This window comes from Dyella sp. PARNA 12/25, from assembly GCF_055702865.1.
In genome coordinates this window covers 449405-471349 of record NZ_JBVQCI010000003.1, presented here as the reverse complement: position 1 = coordinate 471349, position 21945 = coordinate 449405, and the positions used below count along the sequence as shown (strand labels likewise).

The 21945-nt window shown below is 59.6% G+C and carries 20 protein-coding genes; 18 read left to right on the top strand and 2 right to left on the bottom strand.

The features are described from left to right. The first annotated feature begins 11 nt into the window (after positions 1 to 11). The 18 genes from AC0GUR_RS09835 (at position 12) to AC0GUR_RS09750 (ending at position 19063) form a co-directional block, all read left to right on the top strand. Positions 12 to 2627, top strand: a complete 2616-nt coding sequence (locus tag AC0GUR_RS09835; protein ID WP_472877277.1) for an MtrB/PioB family outer membrane beta-barrel protein — start codon at positions 12 to 14, stop codon at positions 2625 to 2627. An 8-nt stretch (positions 2628 to 2635) separates the two neighbouring features. After that, entirely contained in the window at positions 2636 to 3343 is a 708-nt protein-coding gene (locus AC0GUR_RS09830) for a c-type cytochrome (protein WP_472877276.1), read from the top strand. Between the two features lie 388 nt (positions 3344 to 3731). Continuing rightward, the gene (locus AC0GUR_RS09825) at positions 3732 to 4169 is read left to right on the top strand and encodes a sugar 3,4-ketoisomerase (RefSeq protein WP_472877275.1); all 438 of its coding nucleotides are present in this window, start codon (positions 3732 to 3734) and stop codon (positions 4167 to 4169) included. Next, positions 4154 to 4819: an acetyltransferase gene (locus AC0GUR_RS09820; RefSeq protein WP_472877274.1), complete on the top strand. Its 666-nt coding sequence runs from the start codon at positions 4154 to 4156 to the stop codon at positions 4817 to 4819. Before AC0GUR_RS09825 ends, AC0GUR_RS09820 begins: the two co-directional genes overlap by 16 nt. Positions 4820 to 4826: 7 nt before the next feature. Next, positions 4827 to 5780 carry a hypothetical protein gene (locus tag AC0GUR_RS09815; RefSeq protein WP_472877273.1) on the top strand — a complete coding sequence of 318 codons (954 nt, stop codon included), beginning with the start codon at positions 4827 to 4829 and terminating at the stop codon, positions 5778 to 5780. Further along, complete coding sequence (locus tag AC0GUR_RS09810) at positions 5767 to 6696, top strand: GNAT family N-acetyltransferase (protein ID WP_472877272.1); 930 nt, start codon at positions 5767 to 5769, stop codon at positions 6694 to 6696. The genes AC0GUR_RS09815 and AC0GUR_RS09810 overlap by 14 nt, the downstream gene beginning before the upstream one ends. Beyond that, positions 6696 to 7808 carry a DegT/DnrJ/EryC1/StrS family aminotransferase gene (locus tag AC0GUR_RS09805; protein ID WP_472877377.1) on the top strand — a complete coding sequence of 371 codons (1113 nt, stop codon included), beginning with the start codon at positions 6696 to 6698 and terminating at the stop codon, positions 7806 to 7808. The genes AC0GUR_RS09810 and AC0GUR_RS09805 overlap by 1 nt, the downstream gene beginning before the upstream one ends. Further along, on the top strand, positions 7805 to 9079 hold the full coding sequence (locus tag AC0GUR_RS09800) for an O-antigen translocase (RefSeq protein ID WP_472877271.1): 1275 nt from the start codon (positions 7805 to 7807) through the stop codon (positions 9077 to 9079). The genes AC0GUR_RS09805 and AC0GUR_RS09800 overlap by 4 nt, the downstream gene beginning before the upstream one ends. Continuing rightward, positions 9058 to 9999, top strand: a complete 942-nt coding sequence (locus AC0GUR_RS09795) for a glycosyltransferase (protein WP_472877270.1) — start codon at positions 9058 to 9060, stop codon at positions 9997 to 9999. Before AC0GUR_RS09800 ends, AC0GUR_RS09795 begins: the two co-directional genes overlap by 22 nt. Then, a complete protein-coding gene (locus AC0GUR_RS09790) occupies positions 9996 to 11156 on the top strand; it encodes a hypothetical protein (RefSeq protein ID WP_472877269.1) in 1161 nt (386 codons plus the stop codon). Before AC0GUR_RS09795 ends, AC0GUR_RS09790 begins: the two co-directional genes overlap by 4 nt. Positions 11157 to 11190: 34 nt before the next feature. Further along, positions 11191 to 12018: a Wzz/FepE/Etk N-terminal domain-containing protein gene (locus AC0GUR_RS09785; protein WP_472877268.1), complete on the top strand. Its 828-nt coding sequence runs from the start codon at positions 11191 to 11193 to the stop codon at positions 12016 to 12018. Between the two features lie 220 nt (positions 12019 to 12238). Beyond that, positions 12239 to 13072, top strand: a complete 834-nt coding sequence (locus AC0GUR_RS09780; protein ID WP_472877376.1) for a class I SAM-dependent methyltransferase — start codon at positions 12239 to 12241, stop codon at positions 13070 to 13072. Between the two features lie 29 nt (positions 13073 to 13101). Next, a complete protein-coding gene (locus tag AC0GUR_RS09775; protein ID WP_472877375.1) occupies positions 13102 to 14307 on the top strand; it encodes an amidohydrolase family protein in 1206 nt (401 codons plus the stop codon). Further along, positions 14307 to 15005, top strand: a complete 699-nt coding sequence (locus tag AC0GUR_RS09770; protein WP_472877267.1) for a class I SAM-dependent methyltransferase — start codon at positions 14307 to 14309, stop codon at positions 15003 to 15005. Before AC0GUR_RS09775 ends, AC0GUR_RS09770 begins: the two co-directional genes overlap by 1 nt. 22 nt (positions 15006 to 15027) lie before the next feature. Further along, the gene (locus AC0GUR_RS09765) at positions 15028 to 16533 is read left to right on the top strand and encodes a B12-binding domain-containing radical SAM protein (protein WP_472877266.1); all 1506 of its coding nucleotides are present in this window, start codon (positions 15028 to 15030) and stop codon (positions 16531 to 16533) included. A 33-nt stretch (positions 16534 to 16566) separates the two neighbouring features. Continuing rightward, the gene (locus AC0GUR_RS09760; protein ID WP_472877265.1) at positions 16567 to 16764 is read left to right on the top strand and encodes a hypothetical protein; all 198 of its coding nucleotides are present in this window, start codon (positions 16567 to 16569) and stop codon (positions 16762 to 16764) included. A gap of 35 nt (positions 16765 to 16799) precedes the next feature. Then, the gene (locus tag AC0GUR_RS09755) at positions 16800 to 17936 is read left to right on the top strand and encodes a glycosyltransferase family 4 protein (protein ID WP_472877374.1); all 1137 of its coding nucleotides are present in this window, start codon (positions 16800 to 16802) and stop codon (positions 17934 to 17936) included. Continuing rightward, positions 17933 to 19063 carry a glycosyltransferase family 4 protein gene (locus AC0GUR_RS09750; RefSeq protein WP_472877264.1) on the top strand — a complete coding sequence of 377 codons (1131 nt, stop codon included), beginning with the start codon at positions 17933 to 17935 and terminating at the stop codon, positions 19061 to 19063. The genes AC0GUR_RS09755 and AC0GUR_RS09750 overlap by 4 nt, the downstream gene beginning before the upstream one ends. On the opposite strand, the gene AC0GUR_RS09745 is transcribed toward AC0GUR_RS09750, so the two are convergent. Further along, positions 19052 to 20263 (bottom strand): nucleotidyltransferase family protein, encoded by a 1212-nt coding sequence (locus AC0GUR_RS09745; RefSeq protein WP_472877263.1) that lies wholly within the window; start codon positions 20261 to 20263, stop codon positions 19052 to 19054. The two genes, AC0GUR_RS09750 and AC0GUR_RS09745, sit on opposite strands and share 12 nt — an antisense overlap. A gap of 25 nt (positions 20264 to 20288) precedes the next feature. Beyond that, positions 20289 to 21758 (bottom strand): B12-binding domain-containing radical SAM protein, encoded by a 1470-nt coding sequence (locus AC0GUR_RS09740; RefSeq protein ID WP_472877262.1) that lies wholly within the window; start codon positions 21756 to 21758, stop codon positions 20289 to 20291. Between the last annotated feature and the right edge of the window lie 187 nt (positions 21759 to 21945).

Below are 21945 nucleotides of genomic sequence, written 5' to 3'. Positions count from 1 at the left end.
GGAGGCGCACGATGTTTGCGCTGAAGGAAAATCGCACGCGACCGACAGCCATGACGCTGAGTCTGCTGCTGGGACTGTTTGGTGCGCGAGACACACTGGCCGGTGATACCAGTGACACCATGCGTGTGGGCGACATGCAGTTTGGCAATGCGCTTGATCCTCGTGGCTGGACACCGATGCTGCAGCCGACCGATCCGGACGGGATGTCGTATCTGCATGCAGGTATGCTGCGTACGCCCACTGGCGCACTGTACCCCTATCCACCGATGGTCGATGCGTACACGTCAGTGGGGCAGAGCGACTGGACGTATTCCGGTACGCTCGAGTTCGGCTACCTTCACGTCGGCGGCGATCGCAATGCGGAGTACTTTCGCCAGTACGCCGGCTGGCGTAGCGGCGCTGTACTTGGCTTGATCGCGCTTGACTTCCAGAATCGAAAAACCGGCGCATATGCCGAGTTCCGCGGCAGCCGCCTCAGCGCGGATGACCAGTTTTATCGCTTGCGCGCAGGCGTTTACGGCAGCTACAGGATCGAGGGTTTCTACCGCGACATGCCGCATACCGTGTCGACGAATGCCTATCCGATCTGGAATGGCGTTGGCACGACCGACCTGACCCTGCCTAAGTCGTTGGTCCCCGGTGGGAGCACACCAGCACAGGTAGCGGCCGTGTCGGCGGCTACGCCTGAGCGCAATATCGGGCTTGTCCGCACGCGTGAAGGGCTCAGCTATGAAGGCGTGCTCTATCAAAACTGGATTGCTTCCGCAGCGATCACCAACGAAAAGCGGACAGGCACACGACTTTGGGGTGGCTCGATGTACTTCAATTACGTGTTCCCGGACAACGGTGGTGTGCTGGAGACGGTAAGGCCCATCGATTTTCGGACCACCGACATCAATCTAAGTGTGCGCAACGTCGGGAAGATCTGGCACTTTCTGGCGACTTACAACGGCTCGTTCTTTCGCAATCACAAGGACTACCTGAATTTCCAGAGCCCATTTTCGCTGTACAACGCGGCCGGCACGCCACAGGTAGCCAATATCTACAGCGGTCAGTTTTCGCTGGAGCCGGACAACGACTTTCACAATGTGCGGTTGGACCTGTCGCGCGAGCTCAGGTGGAACGGCCAATTCACGGTGGCGGGCGCCTGGGGAACGATGCGCCAGAACGACGCGCTACTGCCCCCAACCAATTGCAGCGGCACGGGAGGCGTCTTCATAGCGCCGACGGCCGACTACACCTTTCAGTGCGCAAACTGGAATACCACCGCGGCGCTGTCGCAGCGCAGCGCAAATGCGCGCATAGATACCGGTCTTCTCGACGCGAGGCTCACCTTTCATTCCACCCCCGTGTTCGGCTGGCATGCCGGCTTGCGCTGGTATCGCGAAGACAACAAAACAAGCTACCTCGCCTATAACCCACTTACCGGCCAGTACGGCTTCATCTCCGAGAACGGTGCACAGGGAAGCGTGATACCGAGCGCGATCGGCATCTTCGATGCGAACAATCCGCTGTATCGGTCATACAACGTGATGGTTCGCAACGTGCCATTCAGCTATACCGACTCCATTCTGGAGTTGGGTGCCGACTGGCAGTTTGGGCGCAAGAGCTCGCTGGGCGTCACCTACACCTACGATCACAATCAGCCGAAGTATCGAGAGCGCAAACGCGTCGACGATCAACGGATCAAGTTTGACTGGGTCAATCGGGATGTCTTGGGTGCCACCTTGCGGCTGAGTTGGGAATACGCCAAACGCGATGGTGACAAGTACAACTATGACCCCTATGTGCAGTTCTTTTCGCAGTCGCTGCCGGGCTTCGTCAATCCCGCCATTGGCCTGCCGGCGTTCACGGTCGACGAGATGCGCAAGTACGACTTATCCAATCGCATCGAGAGCAAGGCGCGCGTCATTGTGACCCACCCGGCGGGCGAGTCAGCCACGGTATCGGCCACGTTCTACGGCAATCGCGACAACTACGATGCCCTGATCGGACGGCAGAACACCAACACCACCGGCGCGACGCTGCAGTGGGACTGGCAGCCCAATCCGGCGACGACGATGAACCTCTACCTTGGCGTCGAGGGCTCGCACATGGGCATTTCCAACGTCAATGACGCTGACTATGCGGATAACGGCAATGCCTACGGCAGGATCGGCCAGGCCAACCCCAGCCTGGGAGGGCCGTTGTATCCGTACGCCAATCAGTGGTGGGAGGTTGATCGGGAGAGCAACCGCAACGCTGGGTTCAGCGCCAGTCACGATTTCGGCCGAGTGCGAGCCGACCTCAGCTACAACTACACCGGGTCGTTCGGTCATGTCGGCTATAGCTACGCCACCATCGGTGCGCTCGCCTTCCGCGATGCCGCCGGCGTGGCTGCGGCTGAAAGCGGATTTCCGGACAACAAATACCGCACCAATACCCTCGACTTTGGCCTGAACTTCCGGGTCAGTCGTGATCTCGGCGTACGTCTGTATGGTCGCTACGAGACCGGCGCATTCAGTGACTGGCACTATTTGGGGCTCAACAACACACTCGTCTACGACCACCGCCTCTACACCGACAGGGGTGGCCAGCTCCACTACAACGTAAGCGTGGTCGGTGTCATGCTGAACTTCAAGTTGTAGGAGGCGTGATGACCCATCGCACAAGTCTCCTGTCGGTTGGCGTGCTTATGTTGACTGTCGCGCTTGAAGTGACCGCGCAGCAAGCGACCTCCCATACATCGTCCGCGCAGACTGAAGTGTTGGATCTGCGCCGAATGCGGCCAGTAAGTGGTGACGCCCAGGCTGGCGCCCGCAAAGCCGCCATATGTTCGGCCTGCCACGGTCCGCAGGGTATTGCGATAGCGCCAAACTTTCCGAATCTTGCTGGGCAATCGGCGACCTATCTCTATGTGCAAATGACATCATTTCATGGCGGGCAGCGTACTGATCCGGTCATGACCGGTCAGGCTGCGGCTTTGACTGAGCCCGACATGCGTGACCTGGCCAGCTACTACGCCTCGCTCGCCCCTAAGCCGGCGGGGCAGGGTGATACGAGCTCTCGTGGCGCGCGGTTGTATCTGGCCGGAGATCCCTCGCTAGGCATTCCCCCCTGTCAGGCCTGCCACGGACCCGCGGCGCTAGGTCCACAGCCCTATCCAAGCAGTGCGCCGCAGCCACCATGGGCTACGTTTCCGCGCTTGCGCGGCCAATCCGAGCTCTATCTTGCCAAACAATTGGGCGACTTCAAGCACGGCAACCGAGCCGGCACAAGCAATGCAAGAGTGATGCATGGTGTGGCGCAGACTCTGAGCGACGACGACATACGGGCGCTGGCGACTTATCTCAGCGGCTTGTGATGTGAGGTGAAAAGCGTATCGCGACGATGGGACCCGGTCCCGTATTTCCGGTGCCATCTCCAGCCATCTTGGCAAGGGCTACTGCCAGATATCGGCCGCTCTCAAGTGGCCGCCTCGCAACCGCACGTGGCCTGCAGGTAGGCAACCGTACTATGGCGAACCGCAACGTCGGTCGACGTGGGTGCCGGCTCGGTTGAGAAAGGTTGCATCTTTCACGATGTTTAGTCCGGGTTACTGCGCGCGAAGCCTGACTCGTTGGCGCTCACCATTCACGGGCCCCTTGCGCTGGTGAACGACGAAGAATGTGGGGCGGTAGCAACCTTTCCGAATTCAGTAGGCACTCAGGTAATGACGCACTTTTTGAAGCGTCTTCCGACCGGCCACGGATATGCAAATCGAGCGAGTTCAGCTGCAGAAGCATGGCGACAATCGCGGCATGCTCATTGCCTTGGAGCAGGATCTCAACGTGCCGTTCGAGATACGGCGGGTGTACTACCTGTTCTCTACCAAGTGCGGGGTGCATCGAGGCATGCACGCGCATCGAAACCTCAATCAACTCGCGGTGGCCGTACGCGGGTCAGTGACCTTTCTTCTGGACGACGGCAGCGGTCCAAGCTCGGTCGTGCTCGAAGATCCTTCGCTGGGATTGCTGCTCAGACGGATGATGTGGCGAGAGATGTATGACTTCAGCGATGACTGCGTACTGATGGTGTTGGCGGATCGGCCCTATGACCCAGCGGACTACATCACGGACTACGCCTTGTTTCTTAGCGAAGTTCGAGGCGGGACTGGCCAGGGGGATATCGCAGCATGCCAAGGCCGCTAGTGCTCATCGGTGCGGGTGAGCTGGCGTTGATCGCCTGCGAATACTTCGAACACGATAGCGGATACGATGTCGCTGCATTCAGCGTGGAGCGCGATTATCTAGGGCAGACAACGTTGGCCGACAGACCCGTTGTGCCATACGAGGAGCTCGAAGCACTCTATCCGCCAACCGAGTACGACGTATTCGTTGCCATTCCGGCAAGTCAACTGAATCGTCTGCGCACCCGCTTCTATCTCGACGCAAAGAAGAGAGGTTACCGGTTTGCCACCTACGTCAGCACGCGTGCTTTCGTGTGGCGCAACGTTGAAATCGGTGAGAACAGTTTCATCTTCGAGTGCAATGTCATCCAGCCCTTCGTCCGCATTGGCAATAACTGCATACTCTGGAGCGGCAATCACGTGGGGCATCGAACCGTTGTAAGGAACAACGTATTCGTGGCCTCACACGCAGTAATCTCGGGGTACTGCGACATCGGCGACAATACCTTTATTGGAGTCAACACTACCTTCAATGATCATATAAAGATTGCAGCGGATAACGTCATTGGGGCGGGCGCACTGGTCACCCGTGACACGGAGGAGGGGCGAGTCTACGTAGGATCGCCCGCGCGCGCGGTACCCGGGCGCTCAAGTCTCGACGTGAGTCTGTGAGGGGCACATGTTCGACTGGACCAAGAAGGGTCTGGTATTTGAAACCGCCCGACAAGGCGTGGGTGGTTGGATGTCCCATTCGGCCCTTACACCCACGCCGTATCGCGTTGATGACGATCTGATTCGCGTCTATGCAGGTTTCCGGGATAGCGATGGCGTAAGCCGGATCGGCTATGTGGATGTGCGTGCGGACGACCCTACGAGTGTGGTTCGCGTCAGCGCAGAGCCGGTTATCGACATCGGCAGAGGCGGCTGCTTTGACGATAGCGGCATGATCCTTGGCGACATCGTCGACGCGACCGATCGCCTGTATCTGTTCTATGTCGGTTTCCAGCGGGTAGCCAAGGCAAAGTTCTTGGCTTTCACGGGCCTGGCGATCTCCTTCGACGGAGGGAATCATTTCGAGCGTGTACAGGAAACGCCGATACTCGACCGTGCGCCGGGGCGAAGCACCATTGGTGCCGTACATTCGGTTCTTCGCGAGGGCCAGGTCTGGCGGATGTGGTATGCCGTCGGGGATGACTGGGAGACGATCGACGGTCGACCGTTCCCGCGCTATCACATTCGCTATGTAGAGACCGACGACCTTGCTGCGATTCCGCGAGATGACCAGATATGTCTGCGTCCACGCGGCAACGAGTATCGCATCGGTCGACCACGGGTCTACCGACGCGGGGACGGTTACGTCATGTACTTCACACGCGGCAATCTCACAGGGGAATACTTCCCTGGACTTGCGTACAGCGACAATGGTGTCGACTGGCATCGCCACGACGAGGCACTGGGACTGACGCTATCGCCAAGCGGGTGGGACTCGCGAGTGATCTGCTACCCATCGCTCATTCGTCAGCATGACAAGCTGCTGATGTTCTATAACGGTAACGACATGGGGGTGGATGGGTTTGGCGTCGCCGAGGTTGCAGGCGCTGATTGGGGTGGTGGCATAGATGCTTACGGTTAGGCGCTATGGCCCGTCGGATGCGAAGGCCTGGGACGCAGTCGTTGACGCGTCGAGGAATGGGGTGCTCCTGCATCGGCGTGGTTACATGGACTATCACGCCCACCGCTTTTCCGATCAATCGCTAATGATCGAGCGCAATGCTGAGCCGGTCGCCATCTTTCCCGCCAACGTCCAGGGCAAGACAGTAGCGAGTCACGGTGGCCTGACCTATGCCGGCCTCATCATGACAAACGCGTTACGTGCCGAATCGACACTTGCCGTCTTTGATCAGATCGGCGAACTCTACCGCTCGCTTGGCGTTGAGCGCGTCATGTACAAGGCGGTGCCGCATGTGTTCCATCGGTATCCTGCCGAAGAGGACTTGTACGCACTGCACCGGCTCGGAGCGCGATTGAAGCGTCGCGACATTTCCTCGGTCATTGATCTGCGAGAGGACTTTCGCTTCACAGACGAGCGAAAAAGGGCCGTGAACAAGGCGCGGGGTGCAGGGCTGAAGATACAGGCCAGCGCAGACCTACCCGGCTTTCACAGCTTGCTGTCGGACGTGTTGCGCCGCCATGACGCCGTGCCGACGCACAGCCTGGATGAGCTACACCTCTTACAGACACGCTTTCCGCAACACATCGTGCTTCACGAGGCCCGACGCGACCAGGAGCTGCTTGCGGGCGTGATTGTTTATGATTTCGGGCGTGTGGTGCATGCGCAGTACATGGCTGCCTCAGAGGAGGGGAGGCGACTCAACGCGCTTAACCTCTTGCTGGCTGAGCTCATCGGCACTTACGGAGAACGACACTACTTTTCGTTTGGCATTTCTACCGAGCACGAAGGAGCTGTGCTGAACGGTGGTTTGGTATCGCAGAAGGAGTACTTTGGCGCCCGCGGCGTCGTGCATGATTTCTATGAATGGGTGCTCTGATGGATATCCCATTCCTCGATGCCAGGGAAGTAAATGCGCGCTACGCTGATGAGCTGAAGGAGGCGGTGGCGCGGGTCATTGATTCTGGCTGGTACATCCTGGGCGAAGAGGTGGCGGCCTTCGAGGAGGAGTTTGCCGCCTATTGCGGCGTTCGACACGCCGTTGGAGTCGGCAGCGGCTTCGATGCGCTATCGCTAGTTCTGCGCGGCTACAAGGAACTTGGTGTCCTGAAGGAGGGAGACGAGGTCATTGTGCCGGGCAACACCTTCATCGCCAGCTTTCTGGCGATCAGTGAGAACCGGCTTCTGCCAGTTCCTGTCGAGCCGGATGCCTCAACATTCAATATCGACCCTGCACGCCTGGAAGAAGCGATTGGTCCGCGCACGCGCGCCATCATGGCCGTGCACCTTTACGGTCAGCTCGCGGACATGTCCGAGCTCACCGCACTGGCCAGGAAATACAAGTTGCTGGTGATAGAGGATGCCGCTCAGGCGCACGGCGCGGCGAGGGAAGGGCAAAAGGCGGGGTCGTTAGGCGACGCGGCCGGCTTCAGCTTTTTTCCGACGAAAAACCTGGGTGCTCTGGGTGACGGCGGCGCTGTTGTTACCAACGACGATGAGCTGGCCAAGCGAGTGGCCGCGTTGCGCAACTACGGTTCCACCGAGAAATACCATCACCCATTTCGCGGCATCAATTCGCGGCTTGATGAAATTCAGGCCGCGATGCTTCGCGTGAAGCTGAAGCACCTAGATGAGGACATTGCACGGCGCCGCGTGGTTGCGAGGTGCTACCGCGACGCGATCCATCATCGAGACATCGTGCTTCCCACTGTGATGCACGAAGATAGCCACGTCTGGCACCTTTTCGTTGTTCGAAGCACCTCTCGTGAAGCTTTGATAAAGCACCTGCTGGCTTGCGGCATCCATACTCAAGTGCATTATCCGGTGGCATCGCATCTGCAGCCGGCCTACGCCACATTGCGCGATGCCGCTCTGCCGGTGACGGAACGCTTGAACCGTGAGGTTCTGAGCTTGCCCATGGGTCCGGCACTTAGCGAGGATGCGGTGGCCAAGGTGATCCGTGCTTGCCTGGCATTCGGGGCTACGCCATGAATATCGTGCGTGCGAGCTTATATACAGCCTCTGCCACGGGTGCGCGCCTGTTGGCCGGCCTGTTCGTCGTCAAGATGGTGGCCTGGTTTGCAGGGCCGGAAGGCGTGGGTAAGTTGGGGCAGTTCATGAGTCTCATGTCGCTGCTTGCGGTGCTGGCCGGTGGTGGCATCAGTGCCGGCGTGGTCAAGTATGTGGCGGAGTATCGAGACGATCCGCAGCGCCTGCCACGCCTGCTTGGCGCTGCGCTCTGGTATGCGTTCGGTGCGTCCCTCGTGATGGGTGCCCTCACGCTGCTCTTCAGTCAACCAATCGCACGATGGCTTATGGGTGATTCCGGATATGCGAATCTCATCTGCGTGCTTGCCGTCGCGCAGATTGGCATTGCGCTGGCCAACTACGTGCTTGCCGTTATCAATGGCTTCATGGATATACGCCGCCTCGCGCTCATCCAGATCGCTGGCTCCGCTCTCAATATCGCCTTGGTCGCCTGGCTGTCGCAATGGCTGCATTTGTATGGCGCCCTGTTGGCGCTGATTATGGGCCAGGCGCTATGGCTTGCCATTGGCCTGCCGAGCTGGTGGCGCAGCCCCTATTTTCAGCGCGGCATGCTGCGCTTGCGGTTCGATCGCGAAATGGTCACGCGGCTTGCGACCTTTTCGATGATGACCATTGTCTCCGCCTTGCTTCCATCGGTCATCAATATCGCGGTTCGCAATCATCTTTCCGGCCAGTTCGGCTGGGGGCAGGTGGGTTACTGGCAGGCGGTAAGCAAAGTATCGGATGCATACCTGCTGTTCATCACCAGCACCATCAATGTCTATTATCTGCCCAAGCTTGCATCACTTGCCGATCGCGCGTCCCTTGTGACCGAGCTTCGGCAGGCGTATAGGTTCCTTCTTCCTGTTGTTGTCGTCTTGGCCATGGCGATCTACGTGGTGCGAGACTGGGTGACGCTTCTGCTCTTCAATGCTGACTTTGCGCCAGCCAATGATCTTTACGCGCCGCAGCTTGCAGGCGACGTCATCAAGATTGCCTCGTTCATTCTTTCCTATCTCATGCTGGCCAAGGCAATGACTCGGTTGTTCGTCATATCCGAATGCGTATTTGCCGCTAGCTATGTCGCTCTTGTCTATGCCCTTACGGCTCGTTTTGGATTGGTGGGTGCGATATACGCCTTCACCTTCAACTACGCTCTCTATCTTGTGTTCAACGTGTGGGTTGTTCGTCGCTACCTTGGAGGACTAAGACAATGGTCCGTGCAGTATCGATGACACCGGCACCTTTGGTTTCGGTGCTTATTCCCGCGTTCAACCATGAACGCTTTGTGCAGCGCTGCCTGGACAGCGTCCTGGAAGATCCATACCCCTCCAAGGAGCTGGTGATCATTGACGATGGGTCGACGGACGGCACGGCCGAACGTATTGCCGAGTGGGCGGCAAGTCATCGAGACGACATACCCATCGAGTTTTCGCGCCGAGATCACCGGGGTATCGCCGTAACGCTGAACGAGCTGGCCGCACGTGCGCGCGGTGACTTCCTACGATTGGGGGCCAGCGACGACTATTTGCTTCCCGGCGGCACGGATGCGCAAGTGGGATATTTGCTAGACCATCCGCGCAAATGGGCAGTCATCGGCGATTCGGTGGTCGTGGACAAAGAGGGACGCAAACTGCACGACAGCGGAATGCGCGACCTTTACCACGCAGACAAGCGCCTGTACCGCTCCGACGACGGCATACGCCTCGCCGTCATCAGTCGTTGGGCGATAGGTGGGCCGGTCGCCCTGATCCGAAAGCGTTCGCTAGAGACCGTGGCAGGCTGGAGCGAAAGCCTGAGGATTGACGATTGGGACTTTTTCTTGCGCCTGGCGGCCCATGACGCTATCGGCTTTATCGACGTTTTCGTGTGCGCCTATCGCATCCACGACTCAAATTTCAGCAGGACGCGAGAAACGAAGACTCGAATCATTAACCTCATGGAGTCACAGAGCGTCGCGGCACGAAGGGAGTGCTTGTTCGAGGAGCCGTACCGCACGCTGATGAGGGCGCAGTTTCACTTCATCGGCGCCAAAATCTCATTTCTTCAAAGACGAGTAGGGGGTCTGGTAGCCCACATGCTCATTTATCTATCGCTCGTTGCTGTTTCCAGATCCAGGCTGCGAATGGCAGCGCATCTCGCGGAGCGGACATGAGGTGGATTCTTCGTCTTCCGTCAGCGTACCTTTGCCTTCCCATGCTTCTTACCTGCGGGATGACGCTGTTCGCCTACGATCTTCCCGCGGGCTATCTGAAGGGCATAGTCCTGCTGCTGACCACGTCACTGGCAATTTTGTTGTTTGATGTGGTTTCTGGTCTGCGGTTGCCGCCGCTTGGCCGATTTCGTGCGCGAAGCTATGCCGGAACCCGTGAATCGTTCCTCGCGCTTGCATTTGCCGCGTTCATCATCCTGTTCTGCGTGCTTGACCTTACCTTGTTCCCGATCTCGCTGATCGACGCTCCCGGGTCCTATGCGCGGATTGAGGGGATGCGCGAGCATGTTCGACACATCTCCGATATGTGCTGGGTGCTTCCGCCGATCGGCATGCTGTGTACTCGAAACAGGTGGCTACGCAATGTGCTCATGCTCATTGGCTTTGTCTTTCCGGTTCTGGTGATCGATCGCAACAGGCTCTTCGCTGCCTTATTTTCGACCGCGCTGATCATGGCGTTCCGCCGAGACGAGGCCAAACCGTTGCCATGGAAGACCATCGGCTTGCTGGCGATCATCGGCAGCACGGTGTTTTCGGTGCTCGGGATACTTCGATCGGGAACCCTGGAGACGGTATCGCTGCCTTTCAGCGACATGTATCAGGCGATGCCCGCCGGTATCCGCTGGTTGCTGCTCTACGCCACTGCCGGCCCGTACAACTTTGCCTCAATGCTTGCAAAGCACTACACCAATGCCACCTTCCTCATTAATCAGCTGGTGCCACTGAGTGGTTCCGTCGCCACAGCCGGGACCGATATCCCCCTGGATGCCTCAAATATCAATGTGGGCTCGGAGTTCATGCCGTTTCTTCTGGCCCTTGGCCCGTTAGGCGCGGTCCTGTCCATGGTCGCACTGTATGTTGTGCAGCGCTGGAGCGTGCGGCGCCTGCATCCGGGAGTGCCACTGTTTTCCTTGCTCATTTTTCTGCGCATGTCCTACGTGTGCATGATGTCACCTTTTGCGCCTCAAGCATTTGTCTGGACGAATGCGGGTTTCATCCTCATCTGCTTAGTCCTCCAGGCCCTTGCGTTGCTTCTGCCTACCCGTCATGTCGCGCAATCTGGCGTGCGGGCGGACGCAGTCGCGGCAAAGGCACCCTAGTTGTCGTTCTGATCCCTCCAGCGAGCCAATCACCATGGAAAAAGATGAGATCTATCTGGTCGATATGTGGCGAATACTGCTCCGTGAGTGGAAGTGGTTTGTGGCCGCGCTGTTCGTTGTGCTGGCGATCACTTTTGCTTTTTCGCGCACGGCGCGACGGCAGTGGGAGGCCAATGCCTGGATACTGATAGGACAGGTCGGTCAGGTGCCGCCTGGCCAGGATCCGAAAGCTGAGCCGCTCGCCCGAGTCATGGAGCGCCTGCAGACGGTGCCATTCCAGAACGACGTCATGACGAGTATTGGGTTCTCACCCGATTCGCCCGTGGCGCGGCTTTATCGCAAGAGCATGAAGCTCGAGCCCCTGCCTTATGCGGGGCCGATGGTGCGACTGAGTGTGCGTGCAGAGTCCCCGCAACAGGCCCGTCAGTTGGCTGAGGCCACCGTGGCTCAGTTGCGAGCCATCCATCGGGAGCTCGAGTCGGCACCATTGACTTTGGCGCGCAAGCGCCTTGATGAGGTGCAGGCTGATCTGACGGAAGCCCTGGCAGAGCGGGAGCGACTAGTCCAGGCGGCCAACAAGGAGGATGCCGCAGGCAAGAGTGCGCAGGGGGCGTCACTCGCAGGTGTGTTGCTGACCAGTAAGAGCGACGAAATAAGGAACCTTCAGTTGCTTAGAAGCGACTTGGTTGCCCGTCTCAGTAGTGCCTATACGTACGAAACTTCGCTTCCTTGGCCGGTTTATGTACCCGAGCGGCAGTCGTTCCCCAATCCCGTGTTGATCTGGGGTGTCGGCCTTCTGGCAGGCATTGGCTTGGGCGCGTTCGCGGCCACGGCGAGGAATGCGGTGCGGCGCCAGCTATAGCAACGGATGCGCAATGTCCGGGTGCGTTTGGATGCCAATTTGTGCGATTCATTCAACCAAAGCGCACCACATGGGCACTCACCGTATGGGCACCTACGTCATGTAGACGAAGCAAGTTTCAAGCGAAACGGCGAGCTGACAGCGATGTGCTGACGGAGCGTAGATGGACATGGGCAGGCAACACGGGCATGGGGCCGGGCAACAGAGTGCGGTCGTCCGCATGGGGCGCCGTGGCTCCCGCTCATCTTCTTTGGATGAGGACCAGCTGCTCGAAACACAGCGTGCTTTTGACAGCGTCGCCGCCGACTATGACGGTCCCCGTGGCAATAACGAGCTGATTCAACGTATGCGGGTTTCCCTGTGGGAAACCGTGCTCGATACGATTCCGGTGGGCTCGAACTTGCTGGATCTGGGCTGCGGCACGGGCATCGATGCCATTGAGTTTGCAAGGTACGGTTACCAGGTGACGGCCACTGACTGGTCGCCCCAGATGGTCGGGCGTACAAGGTCTCGTGCCACCCTTGCCGGACTGGATTCTCGCATCACCGTAACGCACCTTGGCATACAGCAGCTCAGTCAGCTCAAGGGGCAGTTTGAAGGCATCTATTCAAACTTTGGCCCTCTAAATTGCGCCCCCGACCTGCATGCGGTGGCGGACGAATGCGCGCGATTGATGGGTCCTGGTGGTCACCTGGTTTTTTCCGTCATCGGCAGGATCTGTCCTTGGGAAGTAGTGCACTATGTGCTGCACGGTCGATTCAAGCGGGCAGGCGTGCGTGCCGCGCGCGGCGCAACGGCAGTGGGAATGAATCGCCACACCATCTGGACCTACTACTACCTCCCGCGCGAGTTCTACCGCGCATTTGCTGAACATTTCACGCTTGAGAGCCATCGCGCTCTAAGCCTGTTCTTGCCGCCCCCGTACCTTGTGGACTACTACCGCCGTCACCCGCAGCGGTGCGAATGGCTGGGCCGCCTGGACGATCACCTGGGCGCATGGCCTTTATTGCGAGCCATGGGTGACCATTTCATGATCGTCATGCGTCGGCGCTGACGTCTGTGGATACCCGGCGGCCAACCGTGATGATTGCCCTGTGCAACGCGGCCACAGTCACGTCGCAGGGCGTATCGCGCGCACCATTGTCGATAAGCGATGGGCGAGTGGCCGCCTCGGGCACGGCTCGGACTCATCGAGTCGAGCTGCGCGATCATTTGATCTTTCCCGGACTGATCAACGCGCACGATCACCTGCACGTCAATGCTGTTCCACGACTAGAGACTGGATCGGCGTTCCCCAACAGCTACGTCTGGATCGAGGCTTTCAAGAAGCATTTCAGCGAGCCTTCGGTCACTGCGGCACTGCGAATTTCGAAGGAACTCAGGCTTCGACACGGTGCGCTGAAGAACCTGCTCGCTGGCACTACCTGTGTTGCGCATCACGACCCTTGGCATCCTGCTCTCGATGCACCGGATTTTCCGGTGGCACTGCTGCGCGACTATGGTTGGAGCTATGCGTTGGGTTGGCCCGACTATGGCCCTCCCGTCAAGGAGAGCTTCGCCGCGACGGCCGGCGATCATCCTTGGTTGATCCACTTGGCGGAAGGCACGGACGCAACGGCGCGCGCAGAACTCATCGCGCTGGATCAACTAGGGTGCCTAGCGGCGAATACCGTATTGATCCATGGCGTGGGATTGAGTGAGCGCGATATCGACCGAATCATCGCCTGCGGTGCCGCGGTGGTCTGGTGCCCATCCAGCAATCTCACGTTGCTCGGCACGACGCTCAACCCGCAACGCCTTAACTCTGCCGGGCGCGTAGCGCTAGGCACCGATTCCCGACTTAGCGGCGCACGAGATCTGTTGGAGGAAATGCGGGGTGTCGTGACTCGCGGTGAGCTCGATCCCTCGCAATTGCTCGCCCTGGTGACTACCCACGCTGCGAACATTCTTCGCCTGCCATGGCGTGGCAACCTCGCGGCGGGAGCATCGGCCGACATGGTAATCGTCACCGATCGCGGTGGTGACAAGGCCGAAAGCCTGGTAGGCATCGGGCGTAGCGAGATCCGCGCTGTCGTGCGCAACGGCGTGCCGCAGATTGCGGACCCCGACTTCGCTGATTGGTTTGACGCGGCCGACGAGGATGCCGTGCCCGTGATGCTGGACGGCAGACCCAAGCTGCTGGCCAGATCGCTGGCCAACCCGTTACTGATGGCGTTGGAGCCAGGGCTCGAGCCGTCCAGCGATCATGCGAGCCGCGAAGTCCATTCTGCCGTCGAGGTTCGTCACTGATGTCGAACACGCCCATTCTCGACCCTATCGAAGCTTATGCCCTGTGGGCACCGCATTACCCCGCTTGCGCGCATAACCCCGTCATGCAGGCTGAGGAGCGCGCCATGCTCAGTCTTATGCCGTCTGGTCTACAGGGGTGTTCGGTGCTGGACGCGGGCTGTGGCAGCGGCCGCTATGTGCTGCATGCCATTCAACGCGGCGCGGCGCGCGTCACTGGCGTAGATGTTTCAGCCGCCATGCTTGATCGCGCCAGGGCCGAGTTGGCCGATTCACAGCACAACGCAGCCATCGAACTGATGCAGGGCAGCCTGACGACCCTGCCGATGCCCGATGCCTGGGCGGACCTCACGATCTGCGGCCTGGTCGTGGGTCATCTGGAACATCTAGGGGACGGGCTGGCGGAGCTACGCCGCGCAACGCGCCCCGGTGGCGTGCTGCTGTGCAGTGACGTTCATCCTATCGGGCACGCACTCGGCTGGCTGCGCGACTTTAAGTCCGATGGACAACGCTACGCCGTGCGACACACGCCCCACCTCTATAGTCAGTGGCACGCCACGTGCGCGTCGCTCGGTCTCGCGATCGAGCAGGTGCTTGAGCCGATGCTAGAACCATCGGACATACCTGCTGGCGTCCGGTTCGATCTGACGGCACTGAAAGTACCTGTCGCCATCGTATTTCAGTTGAGACGGATCTCCTGACCTCTAAAGATTCACTGCGCCTATGACCAACACACTGCTGATCAATCCGACCATCACCTCGCGCTCCAGCGCCCGGTTCCCGCTTTCGCTGCTGCATCTGGCGACGGCATTGGATCGAACAGGCTGCAGCCGGATCATCGACGGCAATGTCGATCGCGACTTCATTACCGATACGCTCAGTGCGATGGAGCGCGAGCACTTTGACGTAGTGGGCGTAAGCGTCATGGGAGGGCCGCAAGTTGCACCTGCCATCGCCGTGTCGCAGGCTATTCGAAATCGCTTTCCCGAAGCGCCGATAGTCTGGGGAGGTTACTTCCCGACGCTTTACCCTGACGTAGCACTGTCGGCCCCCTATGTCGATTATGTGGTCCGTGCGCAAGGCGACGAAACCCTGCAGGAACTCATCACCGCCTTGAGCCGTGGAGCGGAGACGGATCTTGCACACATCGGCGGACTTTCCTGGATGAACCACGGCACGGTCACACACAACCCAAGTCGCCGTTTCTCACTTGCGGATCCCGGCAAAGTGCTTCCCTATGACAAGCTGGGCGATCCACGACGATATCTGGCCCGCACCTATCTCGGTCGACGCACCGTGGCTCACCAGGCAGCCATCGGTTGCCGCTTCCATTGCACCTTCTGCGGGGTCGCGGCGATGTTTGGTGGCACCACCATGCTGCCTGCCGCGGAGCGACTTGAGCGCGACCTTCACCATTTGAAGTATGAGATCGGGGCCGATTCGGTCCAGTACTTCGACCACAACTTCTTCGATCGCGAAGTGGACATGATTCCACTACTCGAGGTGATGGCCAGGTTTGAGCTTCCGTGGTGGTGTTTTGCCCGCGCGGATGCGTTGTTGAACTTGTCCGATTCAGGGTGGAAGCTGGTGCGAAAAAGCAAATTGCGCATGGCTTACATCGGTGCGGAATCGCCTAGCGGCCAGATGCTCAAGGAGATCCGCAAAGGCACGCGCCCGGATCAAACACGGGAGGTCGTCGAAGTGTGTCGACGCCATGGCGTCATCCCCGAACTTTCTTTCATGGTGGCGCCACCAGAAAACACGGAGGAAGAGACCGAGCGCACCTTTGAGTTCATTCGGGAGCTGAAAAGGATTAATCCGCACACCGAGATCGTCATCTATGTCTATACGCCGCTACCTGATGGCAGCCGTCACGAGAAGGATCGCGGCAGACGGGGTGCGGCACCTACACTTGATCTCAGCGGCGAGCCCCTGGTTTTTCCAAGGACGCCGGAGGAGTGGACGGAACCGAAGTGGGTCAACTACGCCTGCCATACGGATGCACCATGGCTTACCGACCGAATGCGCCTGCGCATCCAGGATTTCGTGACGGTACTGCGCTGCCGTTATCCCACCATACAGGATTTGCGTTCACCGCCCTGGGCCAAGCGCTCACTGAGCGCCGCCGCCTCGTGGCGCTACCGCTTCCGTCGGTATGACCGGCCATGGGAGCTCAATCTCGCCAATCGGCTGGTGCGTCTCCGTGTACCGCAAGTGTCGGGTTTATAGACAGGGGCCTATCCAATAAACGGGAGTGGCTCGATGTCCGGCAAACTTTCACGGTGGTTCGTGACGCAGCGCGTGCAGGCCGCATCTGACGTGTCCTTCGCGGTGTTTCAAAAGCCTGACAAACGCTGCGCAAAGATTCGGCATTGTCTGCCATCTGCGCCGCCGACGTGCGGCGCATTGAATGTGCTGGTTGCCATGAAGCACCCGGTTGCGGGCGGGCATAACCCATGACATACCCGCTGAAGAAATCAGAGCGCGCCCGCTCCATGCGCCCCTTGCATGTTGCTCAGATCAATTTCCAGCCAACGCCGGGGACGTGGGAGCCGGAAGAGGTGCTCCGCCGATGGTCATCACTACCTGACGTCGCCGAAGCGGTCAGCAGCAGCGGGACGCAAGTCTCAGTGATCCAGCTGGCGATGCGTTCGACGCATGTCATGCATAACGGCATCGACTACTACTTCACGGATATCCATGGGGCGACCGATGCCAAGGAACGTGGAGAGATGGTTGCGCGCCTGCTGGAAAGCATCGGGCCCGATATCATTCACGTGCACGGCTTGTGCTTTGCCGAGGCAGCATGCGCCATCGCGCGATGCATGCCAGCCGTGCCCATCGTTCTCCAGGATCACGCCGATCGCTCGCCACGCTGGTGGCGGCGAGGGCGTTGGCGCCGCTGGTACGCGGCTGCAGCGGGTGTCGCTTTCGGCGCGCCCGAGCTCGCAAGGCCATTCGTCGAGGGCGGCTTGTTTGGGCCCATGACGCAGTGGTTTGCCATTCCCGAATCCAGCAGCCGCTTTACGCCTGGCAGTCGCGCTCGCGCGAGAACCGAAACGGGTCTTTATGGTGATCCGTGCGCGCTATGGGTGGGTCACCTGAGCCAGGGCAAGGATCCGTTGACCGTACTCGATGGAGTAGCGACGGCGTCCTCTCGCCTGCCTGGTTTGCAGCTGTGGTGTGTCTTTGAAAATGCCCCTTTGTTGGACGAGGTGAAGCGACGCATTGAGCAGGATGCGCGACTGACCGGGCGTGTGCATTTGCTTGGCAAGGTGGAACACGCGCGCGTGGAATCGTTGATGCGTGCAGCGGACCTGTTTGTCTCCGGCAGTCGCTCTGAGAGTTGCGGCTACGCGCTACTGGAGGCTTTGGCTTGCGGCGTAATGCCGGTGGTTACAGATATTCCGTCATTCCGGGCGCTCTCCGCACAAGGAAGCGTGGGACGCCTATGGCCGTGCGGCGATGCGGCCCGGTTCGCCAGCGCTCTTGTGGATGCCTGGGCGAACCGAATGCCAGAGGAGCAGGTGCGCGCCCATTTTGATCAGGCACTGTCGTTTGTCGCGCTGGGGCAGTTGTGGGCTTGCGCCTATGAAAGGCTGCTTGAGTGCCGAGGGCAGGGGGCACCATGAAGCTTGCTCTGGTCGTGCCAGGTGGCGTGGACCGCACGGGTGAGTTCCGGGTGATCCCCGTGCTATTGGCGCTGATCGAACGCCTTGCACGCACGCACGAAGTGCACGTGTTCGCATTGCGACAAGAGCCAGCAGCAGACAGCTGGGGCTTTGCCGGTGCCAGAGTCCACAATATCGGCGATGACTGGTCCCGCTTGCGTGCCATCGGCGCCATTCGCGCCGAGCATCACCGGGCTCCCTTTGATCTTATCCACGCGATCTTTTCCGGCTCCTGCAGCCTGGTCGCCGTCACGGCGGCCAGGCTGCTCGGCTTGCCCTGTCTGGTGCACATCGCCGGGGGCGAGCTGGTCGCATTGCATGACATCGATTACGGCGGACGGCGAAAATGGATGGGGCGATTGCGTGAAGCCGTTGTGCTGCGCGGTGCACATATCGTCACGGCCGCCAGTCAACCTATCCTCGACTCGCTGCGCGCGCTAGGTATCGAGGGTAAACGCGTGCCGCTTGGTGTCGATTTGCGCACGTGGTCGCCAAAGGCTCCGCGCGAACGCTGCTCGGATGAGGCGAAGCTGATCCATGTCGCCAGCCTCAACCGCGTCAAAGATCAGCCAACCCTGCTGCGGGCGCTCGCGGTGCTGGCGCGCCAGGGGGTGGCCTTCAAAATGGATATGGTCGGCGTGGACACGCTGCAGGGCGAAGTTGACGAGTTAATTCGCCAGCTGGATCTGCAGCGCCATGTCCGCGTGCTTGGGTTCAAGACGCAACGCGAACTGCGTCCATTGATGGAATCTGCTGACCTTCTGGTGATGTCCTCATGTCACGAGGCCGGTCCGCTGGTGCTGCTGGAGGCTGCAGCCGTCGGCGTTCCTACGGTCGGAACAGCGGTGGGACATATTGCAGAATGGTCACCCTGGGCGGCGCTGGCCGTACCCGTCGGCGATTGGGTGGCATTGGCTGGCGCTGTTAGTCGGGTGCTTGCCAACGAACCGTTGCGCCTGCGCATGGCTCTGGCAGCACAGCGTCGGGCCATCGTCGAGGATGCGGATTACACTGCCAGAACATTCGAGACGCTCTATCTTCAATTGCTCACAGCGGCCTCAATGACTGATGTCGGACTACGGCGCTGACTGCTCGAGAGCGGCGCGCACTGCAAACAATGCGTCCAGGCGAGGTACGGGGCGGACCAGCCAGGTCAACATGCGTCGTCGTTGTGGCGAGGTTGCCCAGTGCTGTCCCTGAAGCCAGAGTTGCGTACGCGCCATGTCCTTGCGTTGCTGAACGAGCTCCTGCGTAGGCTTTAGACGATTTCTCACATAGTGAGAAACTTCGGAAAGAGATCGTGACCACTCGATCCCCGGAAACGCGTGAAGCACGAATTCCGAGCAAGACAATTGCGTCAACGTCTGGCGGCGCGAGATGGTTCTCAGGTGGATGGGGCAGGAGGGGATGATCCGGGCGAGCACATCTGAGGGAATCGCCCCCTTGTAGTAACGTGCCACCAGCAGAAGCGGCGGTACCGCCCACCAAGATGAGCCCTTGCCGCGCTCGTCAAAGCATGCGTTCCAATCGCCAGGCGACATTCGCGCAGCCAATAACGCGATGTCGTGCAGGTGCAGCAGGCGAAGACCGCGATTGCAGATATTGCCCGCCGCGTGCAGTAGCAGATGGCTCATCAGCGCACCTGTCGACGGGTAGTCATTCAATCCGGGATGAGGCGTCCGAGGATGGATTCGCTCGGAGATGTCGACCACTGAAACCGGCAGCCGCTCCTGAATCCGGACATGCAGTTCGATAACGATGGGGGTATCGCGATGCTCACCCAGGCCGGCGTAAGGTTGGCCAATTGGCGGCTTGAATACGCGGTGTCTCCACAGGCTGAATGATTCCACGTAACCGATATCTTTCAGCAAGCTCGCAGCGTCCTCCGCGTCAGAATCACGCACCAGCAAGTCGACGTCCGCCATGGGTCTCTCACCAGGCGTATAGAGCCCGATCGAGTGCAACGCAGCGCCTTTCAGGGGAGTCAAGGCCAGGCCGGCCTCCCTGGCGGCGACGTCGATGTGTTCAAGCAAGCTCGCTATGCGTTGGTGGCGTTGCTCGACATGCTCACGCTGACTGGTCAGGAAGCGTTGCCACTCGGGCTCTTGCCACGCGCAACGCCCGCTCAGTAACTGCGACGCCCCGTGCACCACGGCTGCAACCGTGGCCAAGCGCCACTCGAGCTCGTTCCATGCGGGTGTGGCGCTGCCGGGTTGCGCCAGTTCCGCCGCCAGCGCCTCAGTGGTTTGGTGCAAGCCCTTCTTAATGATTTTTAGCGGCGGCAACATGACGGGATCAGTGCTGCGCCAGCGCTTAACTTCGCGCGGTAACAAACGAAGGTGCGACCGTGCCTTCCGTGCGGTGCTCGGCTTCGCTGGCGAATAATGCCTCCCATCGGGCATTGAGCGCTCGCCGAGCCTTGCCGTTGGCTAACCGCTTGGCGCTGCGTTTCTGCTGGGATGCGACCTGTTCGTGGAGCAAGTCGCGGACTTGACGGTAGAAATCCGAATCGTAGGCTCCGCGAAACATCATGGCCAAATCGCCACTGTCTCGCCAATGTGTCTTTTCACCGAGCTGCGCCTTCACTTGCTCGTAGAATTTCGTTCCGGGCAACGGATAGGACACACTGATGCCGACGTCGTCGGGGGCGGCCCGGATGATCAGGTCGCGTGTCGCAACGATGTCTTCCAGTTGTTCGCCAAGATAGCCAAGCTGGATGAAGAAACCCACACGAATGCCTAGCGCACCCAGGCGTTCCCGGGCGGTGATCAGGTCGGCAACCTTGGTACCTTTGTTCATGCTGTCCAGCACGCGTTGGCTACCACTCTCTGCACCCAGCCAAACTTCTGCGCAACCTGCCAGTTTCAATGCCGCTGCCATGCGCTCACTGATGAGGTCGGCGCGGGTCTGTATGGTGAAGGGGACGGAGCCGTCGACAGCGCTCAGACCTGCGGCAAATTCCTCCAGCCAGTTCACATGAAAGCCAAAGATATCGTCAGCCATCCATATATGGTCGGGTTTGAACGTGGCTTTCAGGAAATGCATTTCATCGGCCACATCCTGGGCACTGCGCCTGTTGTAATGATTGCCCCAGATCGGCTTTGCGCACCAATTGCAACGAAACGGGCAGCCACGCGATGCCGCCATGTTGAGGCTGAAGTAACCGTGACGCTCCAGCCACATGGATCGGTAGCGTTGGACGTCGATCAGATCCCACGCCGGATGGCCGACGATGCGAGGATCGGGCGGCACCACACCAATGCGCGTCAGTTTGGTTTGGCCGCCATCCAGCGTAGCTACTCCGGGGAGGTTGGATACCCACGCCTTCGTGTCGATATCGCGGCGGCTCTCAAGTCGCCCAATGAGTTCGATCAAGGATGCGATGCCTTCACCAATGAGCACGGCGTGGGCACCAGCTCCCAAGAAGGCCTCCGGGTGATCTGAAGCATCGGACCCTGCCACGATGACCTTGGCGCCACTTGCGCACGCCTCGATGATCATTTGGCAAGCCGCTTCCCGCATGCGGGCGAGGCACATTTTGGTAAGAAAGTTGAAGTTGTCTTCGTAAAGCACAACGACATCCGGCCGGCAGGATCGAACGGCGCGATCGAACTCTTCCTCACCATTGGCAAGCATCGCGTCAAACAGCGTGACCTGATGCCCCATCTGCCGCAGCAGCGCAGCGACCTGGATGGTGGCGAGTGGCGGATAGGGCTTGCCGCGCTCCCACTGCTTCGGGTCGAACCTCAGGTAGTAGGAGTGACCGACCTGAATCTTGAGCATTTCGAGGGAGCCTCATTCAGGGCAAACAGCGGGCGCAGTGGCGCTGGGCCAACCCTGCTGCCGCCTTTGCGCAGCGCCCAGTTGATCGTGAGTGCCCCGGGGCGGTGCTACGGTTGCGATACAGGGGGAAATATTTAGATGTCCGTTGGTGCCGCGATGTGCTATCACCCTCACGGGACTCTTGATC